Origin of the sequence: Thiorhodococcus fuscus (assembly GCF_042682685.1) — a bacterium.
Classification (GTDB): Bacteria; Pseudomonadota; Gammaproteobacteria; order Chromatiales; family Chromatiaceae; genus Imhoffiella; species Imhoffiella fuscus.
Map to the genome: position 1 here is coordinate 321419 of NZ_JBHUHX010000016.1, position 23503 is coordinate 344921.

Consider the following 23503-nt stretch of genomic DNA (forward strand, 5'->3'; position numbering starts at 1 on the left):
GTCGCGACGGATGGCGATCTCGGCGCCTGTTTCGGTCTGGTCGTGACCGCCATGAGGCGCCGATCCTGGGTTTGGAGTGGGATCTTAAGTTCTCCGGCGTCTCGACTCCAGGCTCGCGGGATTTCAGTGTCGTGACCGAGGGGCTGTCCGGGTGCCTGCGTTTAGGGCGGTGAGGCGGATCAGGCTTTATCCCATGTTGATTTCATGGTTGTATCTTCTCGGTTAGGCTGCACTGGAATTCTGTGGTCGCGGTTGGAATCAGACGGATGATTCCGCTAGGGTCTCTGTCGATAGGGCGTGCTGGAAACGCATCCGTGCGAGCAAGGTCGAACACCGGGAGCCGCGTGCCGCGCGGTTCGTCCACCGAACGAGTCAGGAGGCAGTGTATGCAGATTGCAATGGTCGGTTTGGGGCGCATGGGTGGAAATATGGCCCGGCGTTTGATGCACGACGGACACGAATGCGTGGTCTTCGACCGTGATCCGGCGGCTGTGGATTCGTTGGTCGCCGAGGGGGCGATCGGGGTCGAGAGCCTGGCCGCCCTGGCCGAGCGACTGACGCCTCCGCGCACCGCCTGGGTGATGTTGCCGGCCGGGGCCGTCACCGACCAGGTGGTGTTCGAGCTGGCCGGGCTGTTCGACGTGGGAGATAGCATCGTCGACGGCGGCAACAGCTATTACAAGGACGACGTGCGGCGCGCCAAGGCGCTCGATGAGCGCGGCATCCAGTATCTGGATGCGGGCACCAGCGGCGGTGTCTGGGGGCTGGAGCGCGGCTATTGTCTGATGATCGGCGGACCGGTCGAGGCTGTGAAACGCCTGGAGCCCGTCTTCGCGACGCTGGCCCCGGGGGGCGCCGGAATTCCGCCCTCTCCGGGGCGAACCGGAAACGGCAGCGCCGAGCGCGGTTATCTCCACTGTGGCCCCTCGGGTGCGGGGCACTTCGTCAAGATGGTCCACAACGGGATCGAATACGGTCTCATGCAGGCCTATGCCGAGGGCTTCGACATCCTGCGCAACGCCAATGCCGAGGCATTGCCTGCCGACGAGCGCTACGACCTGGATCTGGCCGACATCGCCGAGCTGTGGCGGCGCGGGAGCGTCGTGACCTCCTGGCTGCTCGATCTTTCGGCCTCGGCCCTGGCGGAAGATGCGGCCCTTTCGGATTACAGCGGTTTCGTTCAGGACTCGGGCGAGGGGCGGTGGACGGTCCAGGCGGCGATCGACGAGGCGGTTCCTGCCGAGGTGCTGACGGCCGCGCTCTATGCGCGTTTTCGCTCGCGTCAGGAGCATACCTTCGCCGAGAAGATGCTCTCGGCCATGCGGCACGGCTTTGGCGGGCATCGCGAACCGTCTGGGGGGTGATGGTGACCTGGCCGCATCAGCATCCGCATTTTCGGGCGTTCGCGAGACGGGACGATTTCGAGCGGGCGACCGTGGCGGTGATTCAGGGTGTCGCGAAACAGTCGATCGAGTCGAGCGGACGCTTTGTCCTGGTGCTCGCTGGCGGTCGGACGCCGCGATCCATCTATCAGGCGCTGCGCTCGATCGATACGGACTGGTCGGTATGGTGGATCTATTTCGGCGACGAGCGCTGTCTGCCACCGACCGACCCCGAGCGCAACAGCCGCATGGCGGCGGAGGCCTGGTTGGATGCGGTGCCTATTCCCTCGGCGCAGATCCAGGTCATCCCGGCCGAGCTCGGACCGGAGCGTGCGGCGGAGCTCTATTCCCAGCGACTCGCCGAGGTCGGCGCCTTCGACCTGGTGCTTCTGGGGCTCGGCGAGGATGGGCACACCGCGAGTCTCTTTCCTGGTGGAGACTGGGAGCGTGTGGCGCACTGGCCGGATGCCATTGCGGTGCATGGCGCGCCAAAGCCGCCGGAGGAGCGGGTTTCGCTGAGTCCGGCGCGTCTGAGCTACGCCCGTCGCTGTCTCTATCTGGTCGCCGGTTCCGACAAACAGGACGCGGTTTTCCTCTGGTGCGCCGGGGGCGATCTGCCCGCGAGCCGGATCGCGGCGATCGAACGGGTTGATGTCTTCACGCTCATCGGTTCCGATGGCACGCTGTCTCTCGAATCCTCAGCCGCATAGGAGTGGCGCATGTCTTCGAACATCGACCTCATGAGCCCTGCCGAGCAACCGCAGTCGCCCCTGCCCAGGGCCGAACCCTGCGTCCTGGTGATCTTCGGTGCAACCGGGGATCTGACTCGGCGCAAGCTCATCCCGGCGCTCTTCAGTTTGGCCAACAACCAGTGTTTGGCGACTGACTTCCAGATCCTCGGCATCGGGCGGAGCGAGATGGACGACGCGCGTTTTCGCGATCGATTGCGCGAGGGCGTGGCTCAATCCTCCGAGATCCAGACATTCAAGGAGACGGTCTGGAGCGACTTCGCCTCGCGCATTTCCTATCTCTCCGGGGACTTTCTGGAGCCGAGCACTTATCAGTCCTTGGTCGAGCGGTTGGCGGGGTTCTCCACCGCGAACCGACTCTTCTATCTGGCGACCGCGCCGAGCGCCACGCCCGTCATCATTCAGCGTCTCGCCGACGTGGGACTCGAGCACGAGGACCGGGGGTTTTCGCGTCTCGTGGTCGAAAAACCCTTCGGTCACGACCTCGAGTCGGCACGGGAGCTCAACCGGCTGATCGCCGAGGTTTTCGAGGAGCGACAGGTTTACCGCATCGACCACTATCTGGGTAAGGAGACGGTTCAGAACGTCCTCTTCTTTCGCTTCGGCAATGCGCTCTTCGAGTCGGTGTGGAATCGCAACCATGTCGAATATGTCGAGATCACGGCCGCCGAGTCGCTCGGTGTCGGTCGTCGTGCCGGTTACTACCAGGAGTCCGGCGCGCTGCGCGACATGGTGGCCAACCATCTGCTGCAACTGCTGGCGCTGACCGCCATGGATTCGCCGGTCGCACTGGACGCGGATTCGGTGAACGACAAGAAGGCCGAGGTCTGGCGTAGTATCCGGCCTATGACGCCCGATGAGGTGGCGAGTCGCACGGTGCGAGCCCAGTATGCTGCCGGCACCATCGACGGCGCCTCGGTTCCGGGTTGGCACGAGGAGCCGAATGTGCCGCCAGATTCGCGCACCGAGACCTATGTCGCGCTCGATCTGCGCATCGACAACTGGCGCTGGGCCGGGGTGCCCTTCTATCTGCGCACCGGTAAGCGATTGGCCCGGCAGGTGACCGAGATCGCCGTACATTTTCGCCAGCCCCCGCTCAGCTTCTTCCCCTGTCAGGATTGCTTCCAGTCCAACGTCATCATTCTGCGCATCCAGCCGGACGAGGGGATCAGCCTGACCTTCGGCGCCAAGGAGCCGGGAACCTCGCGCAGTGCGGTACCGGTGAGCATGGATTTCTGTTATCACTCCGCCTTTGCTGAAGCGCCTCCGTCGGCCTACGCGGTGCTTCTGCTTGATGCGTTGCGCGGCGATTTGACCCAGTTCACCCGGTGCGACGGGGTGGAGGCTCAATGGCGGATCATGACCCCAATCGAAACCGCCTGGGCCGCTTGCAACGATGTCCCCCTACCGACCTACGTGTCGGGTAGCGAGGGGCCGCGCGAGGCCGATGGCTTGCTGGAGTGGAACGGGCACGTCTGGCGTTCCATCGGCGATGCGCAATGGGCCTGCCAGATCTGATACCCCTAGGCTGCGCCCTGCTCTAATCTAATCGGGCTCACGCCCGGTGGCTTCGGGGCGCGCGAGCGGGTTCTGGATCCCCGCCTTCGGCGAGTTGCGCAACGCCTGCGTCGGCGAGACTGATGGCGTGTGTATGCAGCCGATATCCGATTGGTCCGCAGTTCCTGAAATCCTTCCTCCTCGGGCTTCGGCTGAAGACGTCGCTGACGTGGGCGGACAGCGTTCGGTCAGGGCCTGTCGATTAGGCTAATGTCGCGCAGGAACCCAGGTGCGGGCCGTCGGTCGTAGTAGCCTGCCGCGTGCCTCCCGGCGCTTGTGTCTCGCGCGAGCGGTCGGAGGCCCTATTGCCGTTGAAAACAGACTGAACGAGATTGTTGAACCCATGAGTGTGAGCAGCACGACGAACCCCGGCCCCAGTGAATGGCTCGATATCCAGTCAGGCCCCGATGATGTGAACGGATGTGGCCGGCGGGGAGGTTTGGCATGACGAGCAAGCCACGTCATCCGCGTGTCGCGCGTCTCGTCGGGCGCGCCCTGACCTATGTCGAACTGGTCGGGCTCTGTGCGATCACCGTCGCGGCGGTGATCGCGGGCGGCCAGGCGATCCTCGAGATGATCGCGCTGCGCACGGTCACCCTGGCCGATCTGTTGCTGCTCTTCATCTATCTGGAGGTGTTGAGCATGGTGACCGTCTACCTGGAGTCCGGGGCCTTGCCCGTGCGAATGCCGCTCTACATCGCCATGGTGGCGCTCGCCCGCCATCTGATTCTGGACATGAAGGGACTCACGGAATGGCAGCTCATCGCCTCCTCGGTCGCGGTGCTGATCCTGGCGGCGGCCGTTTTGCTGATCCGTTTCGGGCATGTGCGCTATCCCTATGAGGTGTCGCGCGAGTCCGGGAAGCTTGAGGAATAGCCGCGTTGTGGCGCTGGGCGTCGGCCACCGGGCGTGATCGCCGCGACGCTCATCTGCCGGGCGCGATCCCTGAATCAGGGTCCGAACGGATGAATCGGGCGGCTGCGCGTCCGGCATGTCGATGCGGTCGTGCTCAAAGCGTGACCGGTCGGCGGGATGGTTTCGGGCAACCTCATCCGTTCGCGACTTGATCGGCAAAAATCGTTACAATGCCTCGCTTTGCGGCGCCGGAGGGGCGATACAGATGTTTAACAAGACCATGCAGATCAGCGATTATGACCCGGAGCTCTGGGCCGCGATTCAAGATGAAGAGCGCCGTCAGGAAGAGCACGTCGAGCTCATCGCTTCCGAGAACTATGCCAGCCCCCGCGTCATGCAGGCCCAGGGCGGCGTTCTGACCAACAAATACGCCGAGGGCTATCCGAGCAAGCGCTACTACGGCGGTTGCGAGTACGTCGATGTCGCCGAGCAGCTCGCCATCGATCGCGCCAAGCAGCTCTTCGGCGCCGATTACGCCAACGTCCAGCCGCACTCGGGCTCCCAGGCCAACACCGCCGTCTACATGGCGCTCTGCCAGCCCGGCGATACCGTGCTCGGCATGAGCCTCGCCCACGGCGGTCACCTGACCCACGGTGCCAAGCCGAACTTCTCCGGCAAGCTCTACAACGCCGTCCAGTACGGTCTGAACCCCGAGACCGGCGAGATCGATTACGATGAAGTCGAGCGTCTGGCCAAGGAGCACAAGCCGCGCATGATCGTGGCCGGATTCTCCGCCTATTCGCGCGTGGTCGACTGGCAGCGCTTCCGCGACATCGCGGACGCCGTCGGCGCCTATCTGATGGTCGACATGGCCCATGTTGCGGGTCTGATCGCGGCCGGCGTCTATCCGAGCCCGGTCCAGATCGCGGACGTCACCACCACCACGACGCACAAGACCCTGCGCGGTCCGCGCGGCGGCCTGATCCTCGCCAAGTCCAATCCCGAGATCGAAAAGAAGCTCAACTCCATCGTCTTCCCCGGCATCCAGGGCGGTCCGCTGATGCATGTGATCGCGGCCAAGGCCGTCGCCTTCAAAGAGGCGCTGGAGCCCGAGTTCAAGACCTATCAGGAACAGGTGGTGCGCAACGCCAAGGCCATGGCCGAGGTCTTCATCGCGCGCGGTTTCGATGTGGTTTCCGGTGGCACCGACGATCATCTCTTCCTGGTGAGCTTCATCAGTCAGGGGCTGACTGGCAAGGACGTTGACGCCTGGCTGGGCGACGCCAACATCACGGTCAACAAGAACGCCGTCCCCAACGATCCGCAGTCGCCCTTCGTCACCAGCGGCATTCGGGTCGGCACCCCGGCCATCACCACTCGCGGCTTCGGCACCGACGAGGCGACCGCGCTGGCTGGCTGGATGTGCGACGTCATCGACGGGCGCGGTGACGTTTCCGTCATCGCCGACGTGAAGGCCAAGGTGCTGGATCTCTGCAAGCGCTTTCCCGTCTACGGCCGCTGAGTCCGGATCCGGCGGTTGCGGCGCATGACCTCGAATCCATCGCCCCCTCGGTTTCCGGCCGCCAGTGTTGCTGGTGGCTGGATGCTGACGGCTGGAGGCTGAATCTCATGCGCTGTCCCTTCTGCGGTGCCCAGGATACCAAGGTGGTCGACTCGCGCCTCTCGGGTGAGGGCGATCAGGTCCGGCGGCGTCGCAAATGCTCGGTCTGCAAGGAGCGCTTCACGACCTATGAGTCGGCGGAGCTGAATCTGCCTCGGATCGTCAAGCGCGACGGCAGCCGGGTCCCGTTCGATGGACGCAAGCTGCGTTCCGGGATGATGCGCGCGCTGGAGAAACGCCCGGTCAGCACGGAGCAGGTCGACACCGCCATGGCGCGCATCCAGCGCCGGCTCATGTCGAGCGGCGAGCGCGAGATCCCCTCGCTCGGCGTGGGCGAGATGGTGATGGACGAGCTGCGCCAGCTCGATCAGGTCGCCTATGTGCGCTTCGCCTCGGTCTACCGCCATTTCGAGGACGTCGCCGCCTTCCGCGAGGAGATCGAGCGGCTCGAACGCCATCCCAGCCCCGATCTCCAGAACCATCAGATGGATCTGCTCGAGAATCTGGAGCCGAAAACGCGATGACCGCCGATCATCCGGGGCAGGGCGCGGACCAGGAATACATGGCCCGAGCCATTCACCTGGCTCGGCTTGGGCGCTTCACCACCGATCCCAATCCCCGCGTCGGCTGCGTGCTCGTGCGCGACGGACGTATCGTCGGCGAGGGCTGGCATCGTCGGGCGGGGGAGGCGCATGCCGAGCGTCATGCACTGGCCCAGGCGGGCAGCGAGGCCGGCGGCGCGACGGCCTATGTGACGCTCGAGCCTTGTTGCCACCACGGCCGAACCCCACCTTGCGCCGATGCGCTGGTCGAGGCCGGAGTCGCTCGCGTGGTGTGCGCTATGGTCGATCCCAATCCGCTGGTTGCCGGAAAGGGACTCGCGCGGTTGAAGGATGCCGGGATCGAGACGTCGATCGGAGTGCTGGAGGCCGAGGCTCGATCGCTGAATCCCGGTTTCATCAAGCGGTTGGAGCAGGGCCGACCCTATGTGCGCTGCAAGATGGCGGCGAGCCTGGACGGTCGCACGGCCATGGCCGATGGCGAAAGCCAATGGATCAGCTCGCCCGACTCGCGTCGTGACGTTCAGTTGCTGCGTGCCGAAAGCTCGGCGATCCTGACCGGGATCGGAACGGTCCTCTCCGACGACCCGAGCCTGAACGTGCGCCTATCGGCGAGCGATCTGCCCGGCATGGATGCGGACGCACCGGTGCGCCAGCCGATGCGCGTTCTGGTGGACAGTCAGTGGCGCATGCCCGCAGATGCGCGGATGCTTGCGCTGGCGGGCGAGACCCTGGTGGTCGGCGTCGCGGATGTCCCCGAGCGTATGGCGGCCCTGGAGTCGGCCGGTGCTGGAGTCTGGCGCGCGCCCGAATTGGACGGTCGCGTGGATCTCGCGGCGCTGATGGGCGAGCTGGCGCGGCGCGGCATCAACGAGGTGCTGCTGGAGTCGGGCGCGCGTCTGGCCGGGGCCATGCTGACGGCGGGTCTGGTCGACGAGATTCGGCTCTACCTCGCGCCTCACCTGATGGGCGACGCCTCGCGCGGACTCTTCCATCTGCCCGGAATCTCGGCGATGGCCGACCGTCTGGCGCTGGAGATCCAAGACGTGCGGCGGATCGGGCCGGATCTGCGCCTCCGGCTGTCGGTCGCTCGTTCCAACATCTGAATTCGTTAAACCGCGCCCTCGCTCACTGGAATCCACTCATGTTCACTGGAATCATCCAATCCGTCGGTCGGGTCCTTCGCTTGGAGCCGCGCGGCGGCGATGTGCGGTTGACGATCGAGACCGGCAAGCTCTCGCTCGATGCGGTAGTGCTTGGCGACAGTATCGCCGTCAATGGGGTCTGTCTCACGGCGGTCGAGCTGAATCCCCAGGGATTTGCCGCCGACGTCTCGCGCGAAACGCTGTCGCTCACGACCCTGGGCGCTCTGGTGCCTGGCGGTCGGGTCAATCTCGAAAAGGCGTTGACGCTCTCGACTCCCTTGGGCGGTCATCTGGTGAGCGGTCACGTCGACGGGATGGGAACGCTCCTGGAACGGCACGAGGACGCGCGTTCCTGGCGCTTGCGTATCCAGGCGCCCGACGATCTGGCGCGCTATATCGCGCACAAGGGTTCGATCTGCGTCGATGGGACCAGTCTAACCGTCAATCGAATCGATGGGGCCGTGTTCGAGCTCAACATCGTTCCGCATACCGTCCAGGAAACCATCATCGGCGATTACCGTCCCGGCGTCCGGGTCAACCTGGAGGTGGACCTGATCGCGCGCTATTTGGAGCGTCTGCTGCTCGGCGAGCGCGCGGCCGACCCCAAGGCATCGGGTCTGACCCTCGATTTTCTCGCCGAGCACGGCTTCGCTAGATAAGGGATACGCATCGCGCCGTATTCGTTCCGTTCACGCTCCAACTGTCTTCCCAGCATGATCGACGCACTGACACCCATGACTAGCCCCGGCCTGAACAGCACCGAAGAGATCATCGAAGACCTGCGTCAAGGCAGGATGGTCATCATCATGGACGACGAGGATCGCGAGAACGAGGGCGATCTTCTGATGGTCGCGGACTGCGTGACCCCTGAGTCGATCAACTTCATGGCCAAACATGGACGCGGCCTCATCTGCCTGACCCTGACCAAGGAGCGCTGCACGCGTTTGCGCCTGCCTCTGATGGTCAACGACAACCAGGCGGCCCATTCCACCGCCTTCACGGTCTCGATCGAGGCCGCGCGCGGCGTGACCACCGGGATCTCGGCAGCGGACCGCGCGACGACCGTCAAGGCAGCGGTCGCGTCGGACGCCGGTCCCAAGGATCTGGTGATGCCGGGGCATATCTTCCCCGTCATGGCGCAGCCGGGCGGCGTGCTGGTGCGTGCCGGCCACACCGAGGCCGGTTGCGACCTGGCGCGTCTGGCCGGGTTCACCCCTGCCGCCGTGATCGTCGAGATCATGAACGAGGACGGCACCATGGCGCGCCGCCCGGATCTGGAGGCGTTCGCCAAGACGCACGGCCTTAAGATCGGCACCATCGCCGACCTGATCCATTACCGGGTCCGCAACGAGAAGGCCGTGCTGCGCGAATGCGAGTGCGAACTGCCGACCGCCTATGCGAATTTCCGTCTGGTGGCCTATCGCGACACCATCGACAACGAGATTCATCTCGCCCTGACGTTGGGCGAGATCCGCCCCGACCGCCCGACACTGGTTCGCGTGCATCTGCAGAACACGCTCTGCGACCTCTTCGGGACGACCCACAATGCCTGCGGTTGGCCGCTGCAGGATGTGATGCGTCAAGTGGCCTCGGAGGGCGAGGGGGTCGTCGTGGTCTTGCGCAATCGCGATAGCTCGGACGACCTGCTGGCTCGACTCAAGGACTTCCAGTTGCACGATAGCGACGATCAGGTCCCGTCCCGCCGTCAGGACCGCAACGAACTGCGTACCTACGGGATCGGCGCCCAGATTCTGGCCGACCTGGGGGTGGGAAAGATGCGGGTCATGAGCGCGCCCAAGGCGATGCACGGTATCTCTGGGTTCGATCTGGAGGTCGTGGAATATACCGGTGGACGGCCGAGCTGAGGCCATCCGTCTGGCTGGAGATCGGTCTGCGATCGCCGCGCGATCAGGGCGAACGCACCCGGTGTCCAAGATAGATAGAGAGATAGACGCTGATTCATCTAGAGGTTCTATGACGATCAAGACCATTGAAGGCGCCATGCGCGCCGACCGTGCCCGTTTCTGTCTGGTGGTGTCCCGCTGGAACAGTTTCGTGGTGGAGAGTCTGGAGAAGGGCGCGATCGACGCGCTCAAGCGGCACGGTGCGACCGACGAGGACCTGACCATCGTGCGTGTTCCCGGCGCCTTCGAGATGCCGGTGACGATCGAGCGGATCGCGGCCAAGGGCGGCTATGACGCCATCGTCGCCTTGGGCGCCGTCATTCGTGGCGGTACACCGCACTTCGAGTACGTTGCCGGTGAGTGCGTCAAGGGTATGGCCCAGGTCAGCCTCAAGTACGGTTTGCCGGTGGCCTTCGGCGTGCTGACCGTCGACAGTATCGAGCAGGCGATCGAGCGTGCCGGCACCAAGGCCGGCAACAAGGGCGCAGAGGCCGCCATGTCCGCCCTGGAGATGGTGGACCTTCTGAGGCAGATCGACTGACATGGTGAGTCCCCGCACTCAATCGCGGCGTTATGCCGCGCTCGCGCTCTATCAATGGCGTCTGACCGGCGACGACCCCATGTCCATCAAGCGTCATCTGCTCGACGATCCGGAATGGCTGGACGCCGTTGCCGCCTCGCTGAGCGGCATCGGCGATGACGAGGCCCTGGAGAACGGGCAGCGCTTCAACTTCAACGTGGATCTGCTCGAACAGTTGCTGACCGGGGTGCCCGAGCATATCGAGGAGATCGATACTCAACTGGATTCCTTTCTCGATCGCCCCATCAGCCAGGTCGATCCGGTCGAGCTGGCGATCCTGCGTCTTGGCGCCTTCGAGATCCTCTTCGCGGACAATATTCCGGATCGGGTCGCCATCAACGAGGCGGTCGAGCTCACCAAGCTGCTCGGCGCTCATGAGGGGCACCGATATGTGAACGGCGTTCTCGACAAGATCGCCAGACGCCGTGCCGGGGACATGAACCGCAAGGTGTGAGTCCGTGAGTTTGTCCGAGTTCGATCTGATTCGTGCCTGTTTCACCGATGTCGGCCCCTGTCGTTCCGACGTGGGGCTCGGCGTTGGCGACGACTGCGCGTTGCTGGAGATTCCGGCGGGCCAGTCGCTCGCCGTCAGCATGGATACGCTGGTCGCGGGCACCCATTTCTTTTCCGACTGCGATCCGGCGGCCGTGGGATACAAATCGCTCGCTGTCGGGCTGAGCGACCTTGCCGCCATGGGTGCCGAACCGGCTTGGTCGACCTTGGCGGTGACCTTGCCGCAGGTCGATTCGGACTGGGTGTGCGAATTCGCCACGGGGTATTCCCGGCTCTCGAAGGCCTATGGCATGCGTCTGGTCGGGGGCGATACCACGCGTGGTCCATTGAGCGTGACCGTTCAGGTCCACGGCTTCGTGCCCTCGAACGCGGCGGTGCGTCGTGGCGGCGCGCGCGTGGGCGATCTGGTCTGCGTCACTGGAACCCTTGGCGATGCGGGCCTGGCCTTGCGTCACCTGCTTGCGGGCGAGTCGGTCGATCCCAGCCTGCGGCGCCGGCTCGAATATCCGACCCCAAGGGTCGAGCTTGGCCGGCGTCTGCGTGGTCTCGCGACCGCAATGATCGACGTCTCGGACGGCTTGGCTGCGGATCTGGGGCACATCCTCGATGCGTCCAGGGTTGCGGCCGAGATCGATTTGACGAAGCTGCCGCTGTCGCCTCAGGTTGCCGATGCCGTGTCCGAATCATCGGATTGGGGGTTGCCCCTGGCGTCCGGCGACGACTACGAGCTCTGTTTCTGTCTGCCAGCCGAGCGGCTCATGCAGGTCCAGGGGTTTGCCGCCTCCTTGGGATGTCCCGTCGCCCAGATCGGGGCGATTCGGGCAGGCTCCGGCCTGACCTGCCGCCTCCCAGGCGGGGATATCTGGCCCCTTGCTCAGGTTGGTTACGATCATTTTCTCCAATAGGACGAGTGACGGGCCTCTCACCCTCCAGTCCTTCACGATGCGCTTCTGATTTTTCCTGACGCGTCTTTTGCTATCGATTCGGTTTCCTATGTCCGATTCCTGAATCCTTTTCTCTCCGCTTGGATCGTTCAGGCGTGGCCCGATCCGCGATCGTTTCGGGTCTCGCCTTCGTATCCGTGTTCCGATCTTTGCGATCTTTTAGATGCGTTTCTGGCTCACCGCTTGCGGTGAGCGCGCCAATACCGACCGACTCCCATGCCATCGACCGACGAACGTTTCGACGACGGGGCTACGCTCCTCGTTTTCGCCCATCAAGACGACGATTTGCTCTGGATGCAGCCCTTTCAGGATTCCGCCGCCACGCTGCTGCTCGCGGCAGCTCCCCCGGCGCCGGCCCATGCCTGCGTGGTGGCCCAGCATTCGAAATCCTATCGAGACCGATGGCGCAGCCTCTTTGCCGGCACGGCGACGGACCAGGAATGGTTGGACAGCTTTGGGTTGCTCGATCGTTGCGAGCGCGAGAAGGACTGGAATTACGAGCGGATTCTCTCGGCGGTCGAGCCTTGGGTAGCCAAGCCCGAATTCGCTCGGATCGTGACCCACAACAACTGGGGCGAGTACGGACATGTCCACCACCGCTGGGTGAACCGAGCGGTCAGAGAGGCCGCCGCGCGACATGGAAAGGACGTTTGGGCGCTCAACACGGTGGTCATCTTTCACGAGGGCGAGGCGGTTTATCTCGATCTCGGCGACTGGCATCTGCCGGCATTCCGCGCCACGTTTTCCCAGGATGCCTTCTACGCGATTCGCGGCATCTACCAGCGCACCGAGTTCGATGCCAATCCGGCAGGGCTGGATACCTGGTCCTGGTTCGATGGTGAGGATCAATATCCGCACGGTGAGCGAACCTTCGTCAAAATCGTCGACCGAGGCGTCGATCAGACACAGTCTAATGTGTTGGTCCAAAAAGCTGTTTCCGCGCTCGAACGGGTGGTTCCCGTCCGCGAAGCCTGCACCTGTTGATCACTGGAATCCACATGGCCCGCAAACTGTTTCTCTATGGCTTTCTCGTCCTCTTTCTGCTGGGGACGATCGAACTCATGAGCTTCGGCGTCTTCCGCCTCTTTCAGGATCGCTTCACCTTCCTGGATACGGAACTCTATCGTCTCCCCAAGGCCGATCTTCCGCTTGCCGAACAGCATTTCGACGCGCGTCTGGGTTGGAGCGAGCATTATTCGACGCCTCAGGGCGAGCGCCCACTGGCAAGAGCCTACGGCAAGGCCTTGGTGTCGGCCTATGGCGATTCCTATACCCATTGCGACGAGGTGGAGGACGATCAGACCTGGGAAACCTTCCTTGCCGATGAAACAGGCTCGGATGTCTTCAATTACGGCGTCGGCGGCTTCGGGACCGGACAGGCCTATCTCCGGTTCAAGGACGAGTTCCCCGCCCATCGCACGCCGGTGGTCACGCTCGGTCTGATCACGGAGAACATCAACCGCACGGTCAACGTCTATCGACCCTACTACTACCCGGGCACCCAGCTCCACTTCACCAAGCCCCGATTCATCCAACGCGACGGCGAGCTGGCCCTGTTGGAGAATCCCATCCAGGATAAGTCCGATCTGCCCAATCTGATGGACGACGCCTTCCTGCGCTCCGCTGGCAAGCATGACTGGTGGTTCAATCGCGACGAGTATCCGGTTCTGGGCTTTCCATACAGCGCCATTCTCCTGAATCAGCGCATCTGGAAGGAGGCCATCTCCGGCAAGATGGAACGGCCGGTGACGGACATGAACCCTCGACCCTGGGCGGAGCTCTGGGAGCAGGAGGAGCCGCGCTCGCTCATGTTCGCCATCTTCGACCGCTTCTTTGTCGATGCACGCGAACAGGAGGCGCGTCCATTGCTGCTGGTTCTACCGCAGCGGGAGGAGGTTCAGGAAATGCTGCGTACCGGTCGCCTGCCCAGCGCGGTCCGGCACATCATCGATCATTGCGAGGCCGGTTCGCTCGACTGCATCGAGATGGTCTCGCTCTTCGCCAAGCACGTGCAGACCAATGGGCCGGAATCGCTCGACGGACTCTTCCTGCGCGCGCATGTCTCGCCAGAAGGCAATCGACTGATCGCCCAGCGCATCGCCGTTTGGCTGCGCGATCGGAATCTGATCGACCCCTAACCCGGGGCGACGTTCGGTCATGCCTGTCCGCGAGGTTGCTCCCTACGGGGCGGTTGGTGTGTCGATGAGCTGTGCGACGGCTGTCAGCATCTGGTCGAGCGCGGATTCGGCGATGGGCGTGAGCTGGTAGCTGGCGTAATCGAGCGAGGCGACGCCGGCGGAGATGAGATAGCTTTCGGGGGCATGGCCGTAGAGGCTCTGGCACCAGGCGAGCAACTCGCGCGGGTCGAGGAAATGGGCCATGGTCGAGACGGCGGCGGCATCCGGTTCGAGTCGTCGGCAGTTGACCGCCCCTGGTTCCACGTCTACGGCGGCATCGAGGAAGATCACTCGATCCGTGTCCATGAGGTCGGCGACCAGTTCCGCCGTCAGAATATGGCGGGAGATGACCGCCACATGCTCAGGCAGCTCGGTATTCTCCAGCCGATCTGCGGCCAGCGGTCCCAGTGCGTCGTCGCCTCGGATCGGGCTGCCGTAGCCGATGATGAGTGTCTTCACGGCGCTCAGTCTCGGTTGAGCGTGTCGACCACACGCCCGGCTCGGTCGACCAGTTCGATGCGCAGCGGCATCTGGCCGAAGGCGTGCGAGGCGCAGGATAGGCAGGGGTCGAAACAGCGGATGACCGCCTCGACGCGATTCAGCATGCCCTCCTGCAGGTTGTTGCCGTCGACGTAGGCATCGGCGACCTGGCGGATGGCCTGATTCATGGCCAGGTTGTTGTGCCCGGTGGCGATGACGAGGTTGACCCAGGTGATGAGCCCGTCGTCGTCGATCCGGTAATGATGGATGAGCGTCCCGCGCGGTGCCTCGGAGACGCCGATGCCTTCCGAGCGGTTGCTGCGCGCGCGTGCCCGCACCCGGCTATCCAAGATGGCGGGATCCTTGAGTAGACGCTCCATCATCTCCAGTCCGAAGATGATCTCGACCAGCCGCGCATAGTGATAGTGGAAGCTGCTGGCGATGGGGCCGGATTCCTGGAGCATGTGGAACTCGGCCAGTGCGACGTCGGCATAGGGCGTGCCGCAGGCGTTGGCGTTGTTGAGCCGGGCGAGGGGTCCGACCCGATAGATCCCCTGGGGATAGCCGTGCGGCTTGTAATAGGGGAACTTCATATAGCTGAAGTCCTCGACCGCCTCGCCGATCAGGCGCTCGTAGTCCTCCGGAGGAACCATATCTTCAAGGATGCGCCCCTGGGCATCCTTGAGCCGAAACAGCCCGTCGTAGTGCTCCAGATCGCCCTTGGGCGTCACCAGGCTCAGGAACATGGTCGGTTGGTTGCCGAAGTGGTTCGCCTCGTCCAGGAACTTGGGGACCAGCGTCTTGAAGAAGGCGTAGGTCCGCTTGGCGATCTCCAGCCCTTCCGGCAGGAGCTTGAGCATGGCGTCGCGCTTTTCCTGCGACAGCGGTTCGTTGACGCCGCCCGGGACGACCCAGGTCGGATGGATCTTCTTGCCCCCGAGCATTTCGATGACGGTCTGGCCGATCTGGCGCAGACGGATGCCGTCCTTGGCGAGCGCTGGGTCCTGACGCATCACGCCAAAGATGTTGCGCGAGGCGGGATCGGCATCCCAGCCCATGAGCAGGTCGGGCGATGAAAGATGGAAGAAGGAGAGTGCATGCGACTGGACCAGCTGGGCCAGATTCATGATCCGGCGCAGCTTCTCGCCGGTCGGTGGGATGCTGACCGAGAGCAGGTGGTCGCAGGCCTTGTTCGAGGCGAGCAGGTGGCTGACCGGGCAGATGCCGCAGGTTCGCGCGGTCAGGGCCGGCATCTCGCGGTAGGGGCGACCCTCGCAGAACTTCTCGAATCCGCGAAACTGGGTGAGGTGGAATTTGGCGTCTTCCACTTCGCCGCCGTCACCGAGTTGAAGGGTGATGCGCGCATGCCCCTCGATGCGGGTCACTGGTTCGATCGTGAGGGTTCGGCTCATGGATTCGGCCCCTTGTTGCATGACGATGAAGTCGATTGCTGCCGCGTTGAAGGGTCAGCCGTCGCTGGCCTTTTCTTCGTTTTCCAACGCCTTGGTCGTGATCTCGTGATAGAGATGAACGAGTCTGGCGATGATATCGTGCAGCTCGGGATGTTTCTCCCATGTGTGCTGCTGGCTCTGGGTGAAGTCGAACACCTCCTGCAGAAACTGGATGTCGAAGCTATCGAGGCGTTCGCCTTGGTCCACCTTCTCCTTGAGGTCGAGCGCCCGTGGCAGGCGTTGGGTGCGCATTCGATCCAATATGGCGACGATGACGCCTGCCTCTACTTGTGAGTCGCTCAACGTGGTTGTCTCCGGTTGTCTTCTTGTGATGGTGGTCTTGTGAGTCAAGCTCCGAACCGGGTGACCTGGCTGGGATCGGGGGTGCGACCCTCGATCAGTTCGCTCAAGACATACCAGATTGCGTCGGCGTGTGGCGGGCAGCCCGGCACGAAGAGATCGACTGCGACCACCCCATGGATGGGTTTGACGGTGCCAAGCAGGGCCGGAACCCCGCGCACCGGGATCTGGGGCTGCAGGGTGACGTTCTCGCGATAGGCCCGATCCATGACACCGGCGAGTTTGAAATGGTTCCGCATGGAGGGGACATTGCCGTTGACGGCGCAGTCGCCGAGACTGATGAGCAGTTTGCAGTGTTGGCGAAACATCTTCGCCTTCTCCAAATCGTCCTCGGAGCTGACGGAGCCCTCCAGGATGCCGACGTCTACCTGTTCGGGGAGCTCCTTGGTATCGACCAACGGGCTGTAGACGATATCGACCTGTTCGGCGAGCGCGATCAGGCGCTCGTCCATGTCGAGAAAGGACATGTGGCAGCCCGAGCAGCCGTCGAGCCAGGTGGTGGCGACCGTGATCTTGCGCTCATTGCTCATCGTGCATGTCTCCGGCGCGCGAGGATCGGCAGGAAGTGCTGGTCCTTGACCATCTCTCCGACCGAGGTCCCCTGTTTGACGAGCGCCCCGGTGGGGCAAACCTGGACGCATTTGCCGCAGCCGGTGCAGGTCTCGCTTGAACCCCAGGGCAGGGCCAGGTCGGTGATGACGCGGCAGTCGCTGCCGCGTCCCATGACGTCCCAGGTATGGGCGCCTTCGATCTCGTCGCAGACCCGTACGCAACGGGTGCAAAGGACGCAGCGATTGTGGTCGAGCCGGAACATCTCGTGCGAGCTGTCCACTGGGTAGGCCGCCTGGCGGTAGGGAACGCGTACATGCTCGACGCCGCAGCGTTGCGCCAGCGACTGGAGCTCGCAGTGACCGTTGGAGACGCACACCGAGCAAATGTGGTTCCGCTCGGCGAACAGAAGTTCGATGATGGTGCGCCGATAACGCTGCAGCCGCTCGGTGTTGGTGTGGATGCGCATGCCTTCGGCGACCCGGGTCGAGCAGGCGGCGGTCAACCGGTTCTGACCCTCCAGCTCGACGACGCACAGACGGCAGGCGCCCCAGGTCGAGAGTCCATCGAGGTAGCAGAGGCTCGGGATGGGAATCTTGTTTTCGCGGCAGACCTCGATGATGGTCTCATCCTCGCGTGCGGACAGATCCAGATCGTCGATCTTGAGTGTGACGACACGGATGTTCGGCTGGGTGGCTGGTCGCGGCATGGTGGCTCCGTGAAGGGTCGTCGGGTTCGGGTTCGCTGGCGCTAAGGTTGATGTCGGGCGGCGTCAGCTCGTCGGCTGCTGGAGCTTCTCCTCGTACTCGTCGCGGAAGTAGCGCAGCGTGCTGAGGACGGGGTTCGGCGCCGTCTGTCCCAGGCCGCAGAGACTGGTGGCCTGGACCACCTCGCAGAGTTCCTCCAGCAAGGCCAGGTCGGCCTGGGTGCCCTGAGATTTGGCGATCCTGTCCAAGAGGCCGTGCATCTGCCAGGTGCCGGTGCGGCAGGGAATGCATTTGCCGCAGGACTCGGTCATGCAGAACTCCATGAAATAGCGGGCCACGTCCACCATGCAGGAGGTCTCGTCCATGACGATCATGCCGCCCGATCCCATCATGGTGCCGAGCGTCTTGAGACTGTCGTAGTCGACCGGGATGTCGAGATGGTGGTCCGGGATGCAGCCGCCGGAGGGGCCGCCGGTCTGGACCGCCTTGAACGACTTGCCGTCGGGGATGCCGCCCCCGATGATCTCGATGATGTCGCGTAGCTTGGTGCCCATCGGCACCTCGATCAGCCCCGTGTTATGGATCTTTCCAGCCAGCGCGAAGACCTTGGTGCCCTTGGAGCGCTCGGTCCCGATCGCGGCGAACCAGTCGCCGCCCTCGCGGATGATGGGGGCGATGTTGGCAAAGGTCTCGACGTTGTTGATGAGGGTGGGACAGCCCCAGAGGCCTGACTCGGCCGGGTAGGGCGGGCGCGGACGCGGCTGGCCGCGCAGACCCTCGATCGAGGCCATGAGGGCGGTCTCCTCGCCGCAGACGAAGGCGCCGGCGCCAAGCCGGATCTCGATCTCGAAGTTGAACTGGGTGTCGGCGATCTTGTTGCCGAGGAAGCCGGCGCGCTTGGCCTTGCGCAGCGCCGTCTGCAGCCGCTCCACCGCGAGCGGATATTCGGCCCGGACATAGATGTAGCCCTTGTTGGCCCCGATGGCATAGGCGGCGATCGCCATGCCTTCGAGTACGCGATGGGGGTCGGACTCCAGCACGGCGCGGTCCATGAAGGCGCCTGGGTCGCCCTCGTCGGCGTTGCAGATGACGTATTTCTGTCCGGCTGGCATCTTGGCGACGGTCGACCACTTGAGCCCGGTCGGATAGCCGCCGCCACCACGGCCGCGCAGTCCGCTGGTCGTCACCTCGCGCAGCACGTCCGTCGGCGTCATCTCGCTCAGCGCGCGGACCATCCCGGCGTAGCCGCCCACGGCGACATAATTCTTGAAGCTGTCCGGATCGATGATCCCCGAGTTCTCCAGCACGATCTTGTGTTGTCGGGCGAAAAAGGGCTGGTCGGTCGGACATCGTAGGCGTTCTACCGGCGATCCGCAGACGCTGCCCATGATGTCCGGGGCGTCATTCGGGGTCACGTCGCGATAGAGCAGCGACTCATCGAGACCGCAGTCCTTGTCGGCGACCGCGACCAGCGGACCGGCCGAGCAGAGCCCCATGCAGCCCACGCCCTTTACCTGGCAGGTTCCGTTGCCGTCGCCGCAGGCATTCTTGAGCGCGTCCATGACGGCGAGCGAGCCCGAGGACTGACAGCTAGCCGCTACACAGACGCGAACCTCGCGCTGGATGGCGGCCTCTTCGGCGCGGAATTCGGCGGCCTTTTCGGCGAGATCTTCCAGATGCATATCAGTCCAGCTCCTCAAGCTTGGCGGTGAGCGTGTCGGAGGTTTGCTTGCCCAAGACGTCGCCGTTCAGAACGGCTGCCGGGGCCAGCCCGCAGGCGCCGACGCAGCGTGCCGTGAGTAGCGAGAGACGGTCGTCCTGCGTGGTTTCTCCGGGTCCGATGTCGTGGCGTGCCCGGATGCCGTCCAGAAGCTCTCCCGCCCCTTTGATGTAGCAGGCCGTGCCGGTGCAGACGACACAGGTGTGACGTCCTTTCGGCTTGAGCATGAAGATGTGATAGAAGGTAGCGACGCCGAAGACCTTGCTCAACGGTAAATCGAGCGAGGCGGCGACGAAGCGCAGTGAGGTTTCGTCGAGATAGCCGAAGGCGTCCTGAACGCTGTGCAGCGTCTCGATCAGGGCATGGCCGGCATAGCCGTTGCGGCGCATGGTGGCGTTGACCAGTTTCCAGCGCGTATCGGCGCTGGGCAACGGCGGTTTGACTTGCTGCAGCGTCATGTCACCTCCCGAGCGGATGATTGCGGTGCCTTGTCGAGCCTTCGCGGTGAGCATGAACCGAGCCCCGCGTTGGCGGAAATGCTGGATCTTGGGGTCCGGTGAGCGGACACTATGGCGCAAGTGTATGACAGATTCGTGTTCGCGATAGGAGTCGGTCGAGGCCGTTATCGCAAGCCCGTTTTCCTCCGCCGTCCTTCCGACGGCCGAGCGGCGGCCGCTATACTGCCCCGGTCATCAAGCCCCTTTCTCAACCGACTATCGATACTATGGACGAAACGCTTCCTCCCCGCAAAAGACCGCGCGGCATCTATCTCTTGCCGAATCTGTTCACTACCGCAGCCTTGTTCGCGGGTTTCTACGCCGTGTTGTCCGCGACCCAGAATCGCTTCGAGGCCGCCGCACTGGCGATCTTCGCCGCGATGGTTTTGGATGGCTTCGATGGGCGGATCGCCCGCATCACCCATACCCAGACCGATTTCGGTGCCGAGTACGACAGCCTGTCGGATATGGTCGCTTTCGGCGTGGCGCCGGCCTTGGTCGCCTATCATTGGGCGCTCGGCGAATTGGGCAAGATCGGCTGGTTGGCCGCCTTCGTCTATACGGCCGCCGCCGCGCTGCGCCTGGCGCGCTTCAACACCCAGGTCGGGATCGCCGATAAACGCTATTTCCAGGGGCTCGCAAGCCCTTCGGCAGCGGCCATCATCGCGAGCGGAATCTGGACCGCCAGCGATCTGGGCGTCGACGGGTCCGATGTGTCCTGGCTCGCCGCCTTCCTGACGGCGGGTGCCGGTCTGCTGATGGTCAGCAATTTCCGTTACCAGAGCTTCAAGCAGCTCAACCTGCAGGGGCGGGTGCCCTTTCTGCTTGCGGTGGGGGTCATGCTGGGGTTCGCGGTGGTCTTCGTCTATCCGCCGCTGGTGCTCTTCCTGCTCGCACTCACCTATGCCATCTCGGGGCCGGCCTGGACCCTGATGGTGATCAGGCAGAATCGGGCGAAGCGCCGTCACGACATGCCCTGATAGCCGTTCTCGCGAGTCCAAGCGCTGCTTGGGTTCGCGGGTTGGCTGTTAAGTCGTTGACTCGGGACGCGGGGCGTCCATCTGGGTGGGGCGCGTTTCTTTCGTGGGAACGTCGAGTCGGCTTTCGACGCGCCGAAACGCAAAAAGGCGCTGCATATGCAGCGCCTTTAGGGTAGGAGCCTTTTGACTGACTCCTAAGAATTTGGTGCCGAGAAGAGGACTCGAACCTCCACGAGCTTTCGCCCACATGGACCTGAACCATGCGCGTCTACCAATTCCGCCACCTCGGCAAAGGGGCCGGGAACCATCGTTTCGGTGTGTCCCCGTGGTGAGCTGCGAATATTAGAGAGACACGTCGGTCGTGTCAAGGGTACACTAACATTTTTCTGGAGATACTGAATTCACGTGGCAAGACGTCGAGCATCCACTACCGCGAGAGACGCGGACCCTCATCGCCAGCGCGAGGCGAAAAAGTACGCTAACCCTATCCCTAGCCGGGAATTTATCCTCGAAACGATCACCGGCAACGGTGCCCTTCTGTCCTTCGACGAATTGGCAGCCATCCTGGAGCTGCAGGACGAGCAGGATCTCGTCGCGCTGGATCGCCGCCTCGGCGCCATGGTGCGCGACGGTCAGCTGGTTCGGAATCGCAACCAGGCATTTTGTCCGGTCAACAAACGCGATCTGATCGCCGGGCGCGTGATCGGGCATCCGGATGGTTTCGGGTTCGTCCGTCCGGACGAGGGCGGCGACGACCTCTATCTCTATCCTAAGGAGATGCGCGCGCTCTTTCACGGTGACCGGGTCGTGGTGCGGGTGAGTGGACGCGATCGTCGCGGCCGGCTTGAGGGCGCCGTGGTCGAGATCCTAGAGCGCAACACGCGCACCGTCGTCGGTCGTCTCAATAAGGAAAGTGGCGTTGGCTTCGTGGTGCCGGACAACAAGCGTCTGACGCACGACATCATCATCCCAAGCGATCGCATCAATGGGGCCGAGCAGGGTCAGATCGTCGTTGCGGAGATCATCGATCAGCCGACGCGCCGTACCCAGCCGATCGGCCGTGTGGCCGAGGTCCTGGGCAACCACATGGCGCCGGGCATGGAAACGGATATCTCGATCCGCGCCCATGATCTGCCGATCGAGTGGCCCGAGACGGTCGAGGCCGAGATCGCTGCGCTGGGTCCCGAGGTTCCGGAATCCGCGAAGGAGGGGCGCACCGATCTGCGCGCGCTTCCGCTGGTGACCATCGACGGGGCGGATGCGCGCGATTTCGACGACGCCGTCTATTGCGAGCGCAAGCCCAAGGGCTGGAAGCTTCTGGTCTGTATCGCCGACGTGTCGAGCTACGTGCGACCGGGGACCGCCTTGGATGCCGAAGCCTATGCGCGCGGCAACTCGGTCTATTTCCCCGACCGGGTCATTCCCATGTTGCCTGAGGTCCTCTCCAACGGTCTCTGCTCGCTGAATCCCCATGTGGATCGGCTGTGCATGACGGCGGAGCTGTACGTGAACGCCGAGGGCAAGGTCACGCGCACGCGTTTCTTCGAGGCCGTAATGCGCTCCCATGCTCGACTGACCTACGACCAGGTTGCGGCCATGGTGGTCGATGGGGACGGGGAGCTTTGCAGCAAATACGCAGAGCTGCTGCCGCATCTGCATGAGCTCTATCAGCTCTATCAGGTGCTGCACCAGGCGCGGGTCCAGCGCGGTGCGATCGACTTCGACACCACCGAAACCAAGTTCGCATTCAACGACCAGGGGCGTATCGAGGCGGTCGTGCCGCAGGTGCGCAACGATGCGCACAAGCTCATCGAGGAGTGCATGCTGGCGGCCAACGTCGCCGCCGCGCGTCTGTTCCAGCGCAAGCGCATTCCGGCCATCTACCGCATCCACGATACGCCGAGCGAGGAGAAGCTCCACGATCTGCGCGAGTTCCTGGATCGATTGGCGCTCAAGCTGCCGGGCGGCCCCAAGCCGACCGCGCACGACTATGCCGAGCTGCTCCAACAGGTTAAGGGCCGCCCGGACTGGCGTCTGATTCAGACGGTGCTGTTGCGCTCCATGCAGCAGGCCATGTACAGCTCGGACAATGCCGGCCATTTCGGTCTGGCCTACGATGCCTACACCCATTTCACCTCGCCGATCCGGCGCTACCCGGATTTGGTGGTGCACCGGCTCATCAAGCATTTGCTGGCGGGCGGCACGACGGCCGATATGGACTACTCGGGCACCGAGTTGCAGCAGATCGGCGAGCATAGCTCGGGCACCGAGCGTCGCGCCGACGAGGCGACCCGCGATGCCGAGGACTGGCTCAAGTGCGAGTTCATGCAGGACAAGCTGGGCGAGAAGTTCGACGGCACCATCACCAGCGTCAACTCATTCGGCATCTTCGTCGAACTCGATACCTTTTTCGTCGACGGCTTGGTGCATATCACCGCGCTGGACAACGACTTCTATCACTTCGATCCCATCGGCCACCGTCTGCACGGTGAGCGCACGGGAACCGTCTATCGGCTGGGAGACCGTTTGCGTGTTCAGGTCGCCGCAGTGAATCTGGACGATCGCAAGATCGATTTCGTCCTCGCCGAGCCGGCTGCCTCGCAGACCGATGGATCGTCGCGGCGCAAGTCGGCCGGACGTGCGAAGGACAAGCCCGCCGCGCCATCCGGTTCTGCGGCACCATCGGGTGCCAAGGCGCCATCCGGTTCCAAAAAGCCGCGTCAACGCAATCGGCGTAAGCGCAAGCCCAGCGGTCAGGCGCCCTCCGATTGA

General features: G+C 63.7%; 23 protein-coding genes and 1 tRNA gene. 16 read left to right on the forward strand and 8 right to left on the reverse strand.

The features are described from left to right. The first annotated feature begins 386 nt into the window (after positions 1–386). The 14 genes from gnd (at position 387) to ACFSJC_RS09015 (ending at position 13948) form a co-directional block, all read left to right on the forward strand. Positions 387–1364 (forward strand): phosphogluconate dehydrogenase (NAD(+)-dependent, decarboxylating), encoded by a 978-nt coding sequence (gnd, locus tag ACFSJC_RS08950; RefSeq protein WP_386025832.1) that lies wholly within the window; start codon positions 387–389, stop codon positions 1362–1364. Then, positions 1364–2092, forward strand: coding sequence for a 6-phosphogluconolactonase (gene pgl / locus ACFSJC_RS08955; RefSeq protein WP_386025834.1), 729 nt, complete (start codon positions 1364–1366; stop codon positions 2090–2092). Before gnd ends, pgl begins: the two co-directional genes overlap by 1 nt. Before the next feature lie 9 nt (positions 2093–2101). Continuing rightward, positions 2102–3649, forward strand: a complete 1548-nt coding sequence (zwf, locus tag ACFSJC_RS08960; RefSeq protein ID WP_386025836.1) for a glucose-6-phosphate dehydrogenase — start codon at positions 2102–2104, stop codon at positions 3647–3649. Positions 3650–4132: 483 nt separating this feature from the next. Next, the gene (locus tag ACFSJC_RS08965) at positions 4133–4564 is read left to right on the forward strand and encodes a phosphate-starvation-inducible protein PsiE (RefSeq protein WP_386025837.1); all 432 of its coding nucleotides are present in this window, start codon (positions 4133–4135) and stop codon (positions 4562–4564) included. A 244-nt stretch (positions 4565–4808) separates the two neighbouring features. After that, a complete protein-coding gene (glyA, locus tag ACFSJC_RS08970) occupies positions 4809–6065 on the forward strand; it encodes a serine hydroxymethyltransferase (protein WP_386025839.1) in 1257 nt (418 codons plus the stop codon). A gap of 107 nt (positions 6066–6172) precedes the next feature. Next, positions 6173–6688, forward strand: a complete 516-nt coding sequence (gene nrdR / locus ACFSJC_RS08975) for a transcriptional regulator NrdR (protein WP_386025841.1) — start codon at positions 6173–6175, stop codon at positions 6686–6688. After that, a complete protein-coding gene (gene ribD / locus ACFSJC_RS08980; protein WP_386025843.1) occupies positions 6685–7830 on the forward strand; it encodes a bifunctional diaminohydroxyphosphoribosylaminopyrimidine deaminase/5-amino-6-(5-phosphoribosylamino)uracil reductase RibD in 1146 nt (381 codons plus the stop codon). The genes nrdR and ribD overlap by 4 nt, the downstream gene beginning before the upstream one ends. A 38-nt stretch (positions 7831–7868) precedes the next feature. Further along, on the forward strand, positions 7869–8528 hold the full coding sequence (locus tag ACFSJC_RS08985) for a riboflavin synthase (RefSeq protein WP_386025845.1): 660 nt from the start codon (positions 7869–7871) through the stop codon (positions 8526–8528). Positions 8529–8603: 75 nt separating this feature from the next. Next, a complete protein-coding gene (ribBA, locus tag ACFSJC_RS08990; RefSeq protein WP_386025847.1) occupies positions 8604–9734 on the forward strand; it encodes a bifunctional 3,4-dihydroxy-2-butanone-4-phosphate synthase/GTP cyclohydrolase II in 1131 nt (376 codons plus the stop codon). A gap of 109 nt (positions 9735–9843) precedes the next feature. Then, a complete protein-coding gene (gene ribH, locus ACFSJC_RS08995) occupies positions 9844–10314 on the forward strand; it encodes a 6,7-dimethyl-8-ribityllumazine synthase (RefSeq protein ID WP_007042619.1) in 471 nt (156 codons plus the stop codon). A gap of 1 nt (position 10315) precedes the next feature. Then, on the forward strand, positions 10316–10807 hold the full coding sequence (nusB, locus tag ACFSJC_RS09000) for a transcription antitermination factor NusB (protein WP_386025849.1): 492 nt from the start codon (positions 10316–10318) through the stop codon (positions 10805–10807). A gap of 10 nt (positions 10808–10817) precedes the next feature. Then, positions 10818–11771, forward strand: a complete 954-nt coding sequence (thiL, locus tag ACFSJC_RS09005) for a thiamine-phosphate kinase (protein ID WP_386025935.1) — start codon at positions 10818–10820, stop codon at positions 11769–11771. A gap of 255 nt (positions 11772–12026) precedes the next feature. Further along, on the forward strand, positions 12027–12794 hold the full coding sequence (locus ACFSJC_RS09010) for a hypothetical protein (protein ID WP_386025851.1): 768 nt from the start codon (positions 12027–12029) through the stop codon (positions 12792–12794). A gap of 14 nt (positions 12795–12808) precedes the next feature. Continuing rightward, positions 12809–13948, forward strand: coding sequence for a hypothetical protein (locus tag ACFSJC_RS09015; RefSeq protein ID WP_386025853.1), 1140 nt, complete (start codon positions 12809–12811; stop codon positions 13946–13948). Positions 13949–13990: 42 nt separating this feature from the next. Here ACFSJC_RS09015 and ACFSJC_RS09020 read toward each other — a convergent pair whose 3' ends face one another. The 7 genes from ACFSJC_RS09020 to hoxE form a co-directional block, all read right to left on the reverse strand. After that, the gene (locus tag ACFSJC_RS09020; protein ID WP_386025855.1) at positions 13991–14446 is read right to left on the reverse strand and encodes a hydrogenase maturation protease; all 456 of its coding nucleotides are present in this window, start codon (positions 14444–14446) and stop codon (positions 13991–13993) included. Positions 14447–14451: 5 nt separating this feature from the next. Next, entirely contained in the window at positions 14452–15879 is a 1428-nt protein-coding gene (locus ACFSJC_RS09025) for a Ni/Fe hydrogenase subunit alpha (RefSeq protein WP_386025857.1), read from the reverse strand. Positions 15880–15933: 54 nt separating this feature from the next. Then, a complete protein-coding gene (locus tag ACFSJC_RS09030) occupies positions 15934–16221 on the reverse strand; it encodes a hypothetical protein (protein ID WP_386025859.1) in 288 nt (95 codons plus the stop codon). A 44-nt stretch (positions 16222–16265) separates the two neighbouring features. Then, the gene (locus tag ACFSJC_RS09035; protein WP_386025860.1) at positions 16266–16808 is read right to left on the reverse strand and encodes an NADH-quinone oxidoreductase subunit B family protein; all 543 of its coding nucleotides are present in this window, start codon (positions 16806–16808) and stop codon (positions 16266–16268) included. Then, complete coding sequence (gene hoxU, locus ACFSJC_RS09040; protein WP_386025862.1) at positions 16805–17536, reverse strand: bidirectional hydrogenase complex protein HoxU; 732 nt, start codon at positions 17534–17536, stop codon at positions 16805–16807. Before hoxU ends, ACFSJC_RS09035 begins: the two co-directional genes overlap by 4 nt. A 63-nt stretch (positions 17537–17599) precedes the next feature. Further along, complete coding sequence (locus ACFSJC_RS09045; RefSeq protein ID WP_386025864.1) at positions 17600–19216, reverse strand: NADH-ubiquinone oxidoreductase-F iron-sulfur binding region domain-containing protein; 1617 nt, start codon at positions 19214–19216, stop codon at positions 17600–17602. A gap of 1 nt (position 19217) precedes the next feature. Beyond that, a complete protein-coding gene (hoxE, locus tag ACFSJC_RS09050) occupies positions 19218–19712 on the reverse strand; it encodes a bidirectional hydrogenase complex protein HoxE (protein WP_386025866.1) in 495 nt (164 codons plus the stop codon). A 266-nt stretch (positions 19713–19978) separates the two neighbouring features. Here hoxE and pssA point away from each other — a divergent pair, with 266 nt between their 5' ends. After that, positions 19979–20731, forward strand: a complete 753-nt coding sequence (gene pssA / locus ACFSJC_RS09055) for a CDP-diacylglycerol--serine O-phosphatidyltransferase (protein ID WP_386025868.1) — start codon at positions 19979–19981, stop codon at positions 20729–20731. Between the two features lie 203 nt (positions 20732–20934). Here pssA and ACFSJC_RS09060 read toward each other — a convergent pair. Further along, positions 20935–21021, reverse strand: a tRNA-Leu gene (locus tag ACFSJC_RS09060). Positions 21022–21136: 115 nt separating this feature from the next. Between ACFSJC_RS09060 and rnr the strand changes: the two genes are divergently transcribed. Continuing rightward, complete coding sequence (gene rnr / locus ACFSJC_RS09065; RefSeq protein WP_386025870.1) at positions 21137–23503, forward strand: ribonuclease R; 2367 nt, start codon at positions 21137–21139, stop codon at positions 23501–23503.

Coding starts and splice junctions, on each gene's coding strand:
- pssA (WP_386025868.1), top strand. CDS start 19,979: ATGGACGAAACGCTTCCTCCCCGCAAAAGACCGCGCGGCATCTATCTC.
- gnd (WP_386025832.1), top strand. CDS start 387: ATGCAGATTGCAATGGTCGGTTTGGGGCGCATGGGTGGAAATATGGCC.
- ACFSJC_RS08985 (WP_386025845.1), top strand. CDS start 7,869: ATGTTCACTGGAATCATCCAATCCGTCGGTCGGGTCCTTCGCTTGGAG.
- hoxE (WP_386025866.1), bottom strand. CDS start 19,712: ATGACGCTGCAGCAAGTCAAACCGCCGTTGCCCAGCGCCGATACGCGC.
- ACFSJC_RS09045 (WP_386025864.1), bottom strand. CDS start 19,216: ATGCATCTGGAAGATCTCGCCGAAAAGGCCGCCGAATTCCGCGCCGAA.
- ACFSJC_RS09015 (WP_386025853.1), top strand. CDS start 12,809: ATGGCCCGCAAACTGTTTCTCTATGGCTTTCTCGTCCTCTTTCTGCTG.
- hoxU (WP_386025862.1), bottom strand. CDS start 17,536: ATGCCGCGACCAGCCACCCAGCCGAACATCCGTGTCGTCACACTCAAG.
- ACFSJC_RS08965 (WP_386025837.1), top strand. CDS start 4,133: ATGACGAGCAAGCCACGTCATCCGCGTGTCGCGCGTCTCGTCGGGCGC.
- ACFSJC_RS09025 (WP_386025857.1), bottom strand. CDS start 15,879: ATGAGCCGAACCCTCACGATCGAACCAGTGACCCGCATCGAGGGGCAT.
- ACFSJC_RS09035 (WP_386025860.1), bottom strand. CDS start 16,808: ATGAGCAATGAGCGCAAGATCACGGTCGCCACCACCTGGCTCGACGGC.
- nusB (WP_386025849.1), top strand. CDS start 10,316: ATGGTGAGTCCCCGCACTCAATCGCGGCGTTATGCCGCGCTCGCGCTC.
- pgl (WP_386025834.1), top strand. CDS start 1,364: ATGGTGACCTGGCCGCATCAGCATCCGCATTTTCGGGCGTTCGCGAGA.
- glyA (WP_386025839.1), top strand. CDS start 4,809: ATGTTTAACAAGACCATGCAGATCAGCGATTATGACCCGGAGCTCTGG.
- ACFSJC_RS09010 (WP_386025851.1), top strand. CDS start 12,027: ATGCCATCGACCGACGAACGTTTCGACGACGGGGCTACGCTCCTCGTT.
- zwf (WP_386025836.1), top strand. CDS start 2,102: ATGTCTTCGAACATCGACCTCATGAGCCCTGCCGAGCAACCGCAGTCG.
- ribBA (WP_386025847.1), top strand. CDS start 8,604: ATGACTAGCCCCGGCCTGAACAGCACCGAAGAGATCATCGAAGACCTG.
- ribD (WP_386025843.1), top strand. CDS start 6,685: ATGACCGCCGATCATCCGGGGCAGGGCGCGGACCAGGAATACATGGCC.
- nrdR (WP_386025841.1), top strand. CDS start 6,173: ATGCGCTGTCCCTTCTGCGGTGCCCAGGATACCAAGGTGGTCGACTCG.
- ribH (WP_007042619.1), top strand. CDS start 9,844: ATGACGATCAAGACCATTGAAGGCGCCATGCGCGCCGACCGTGCCCGT.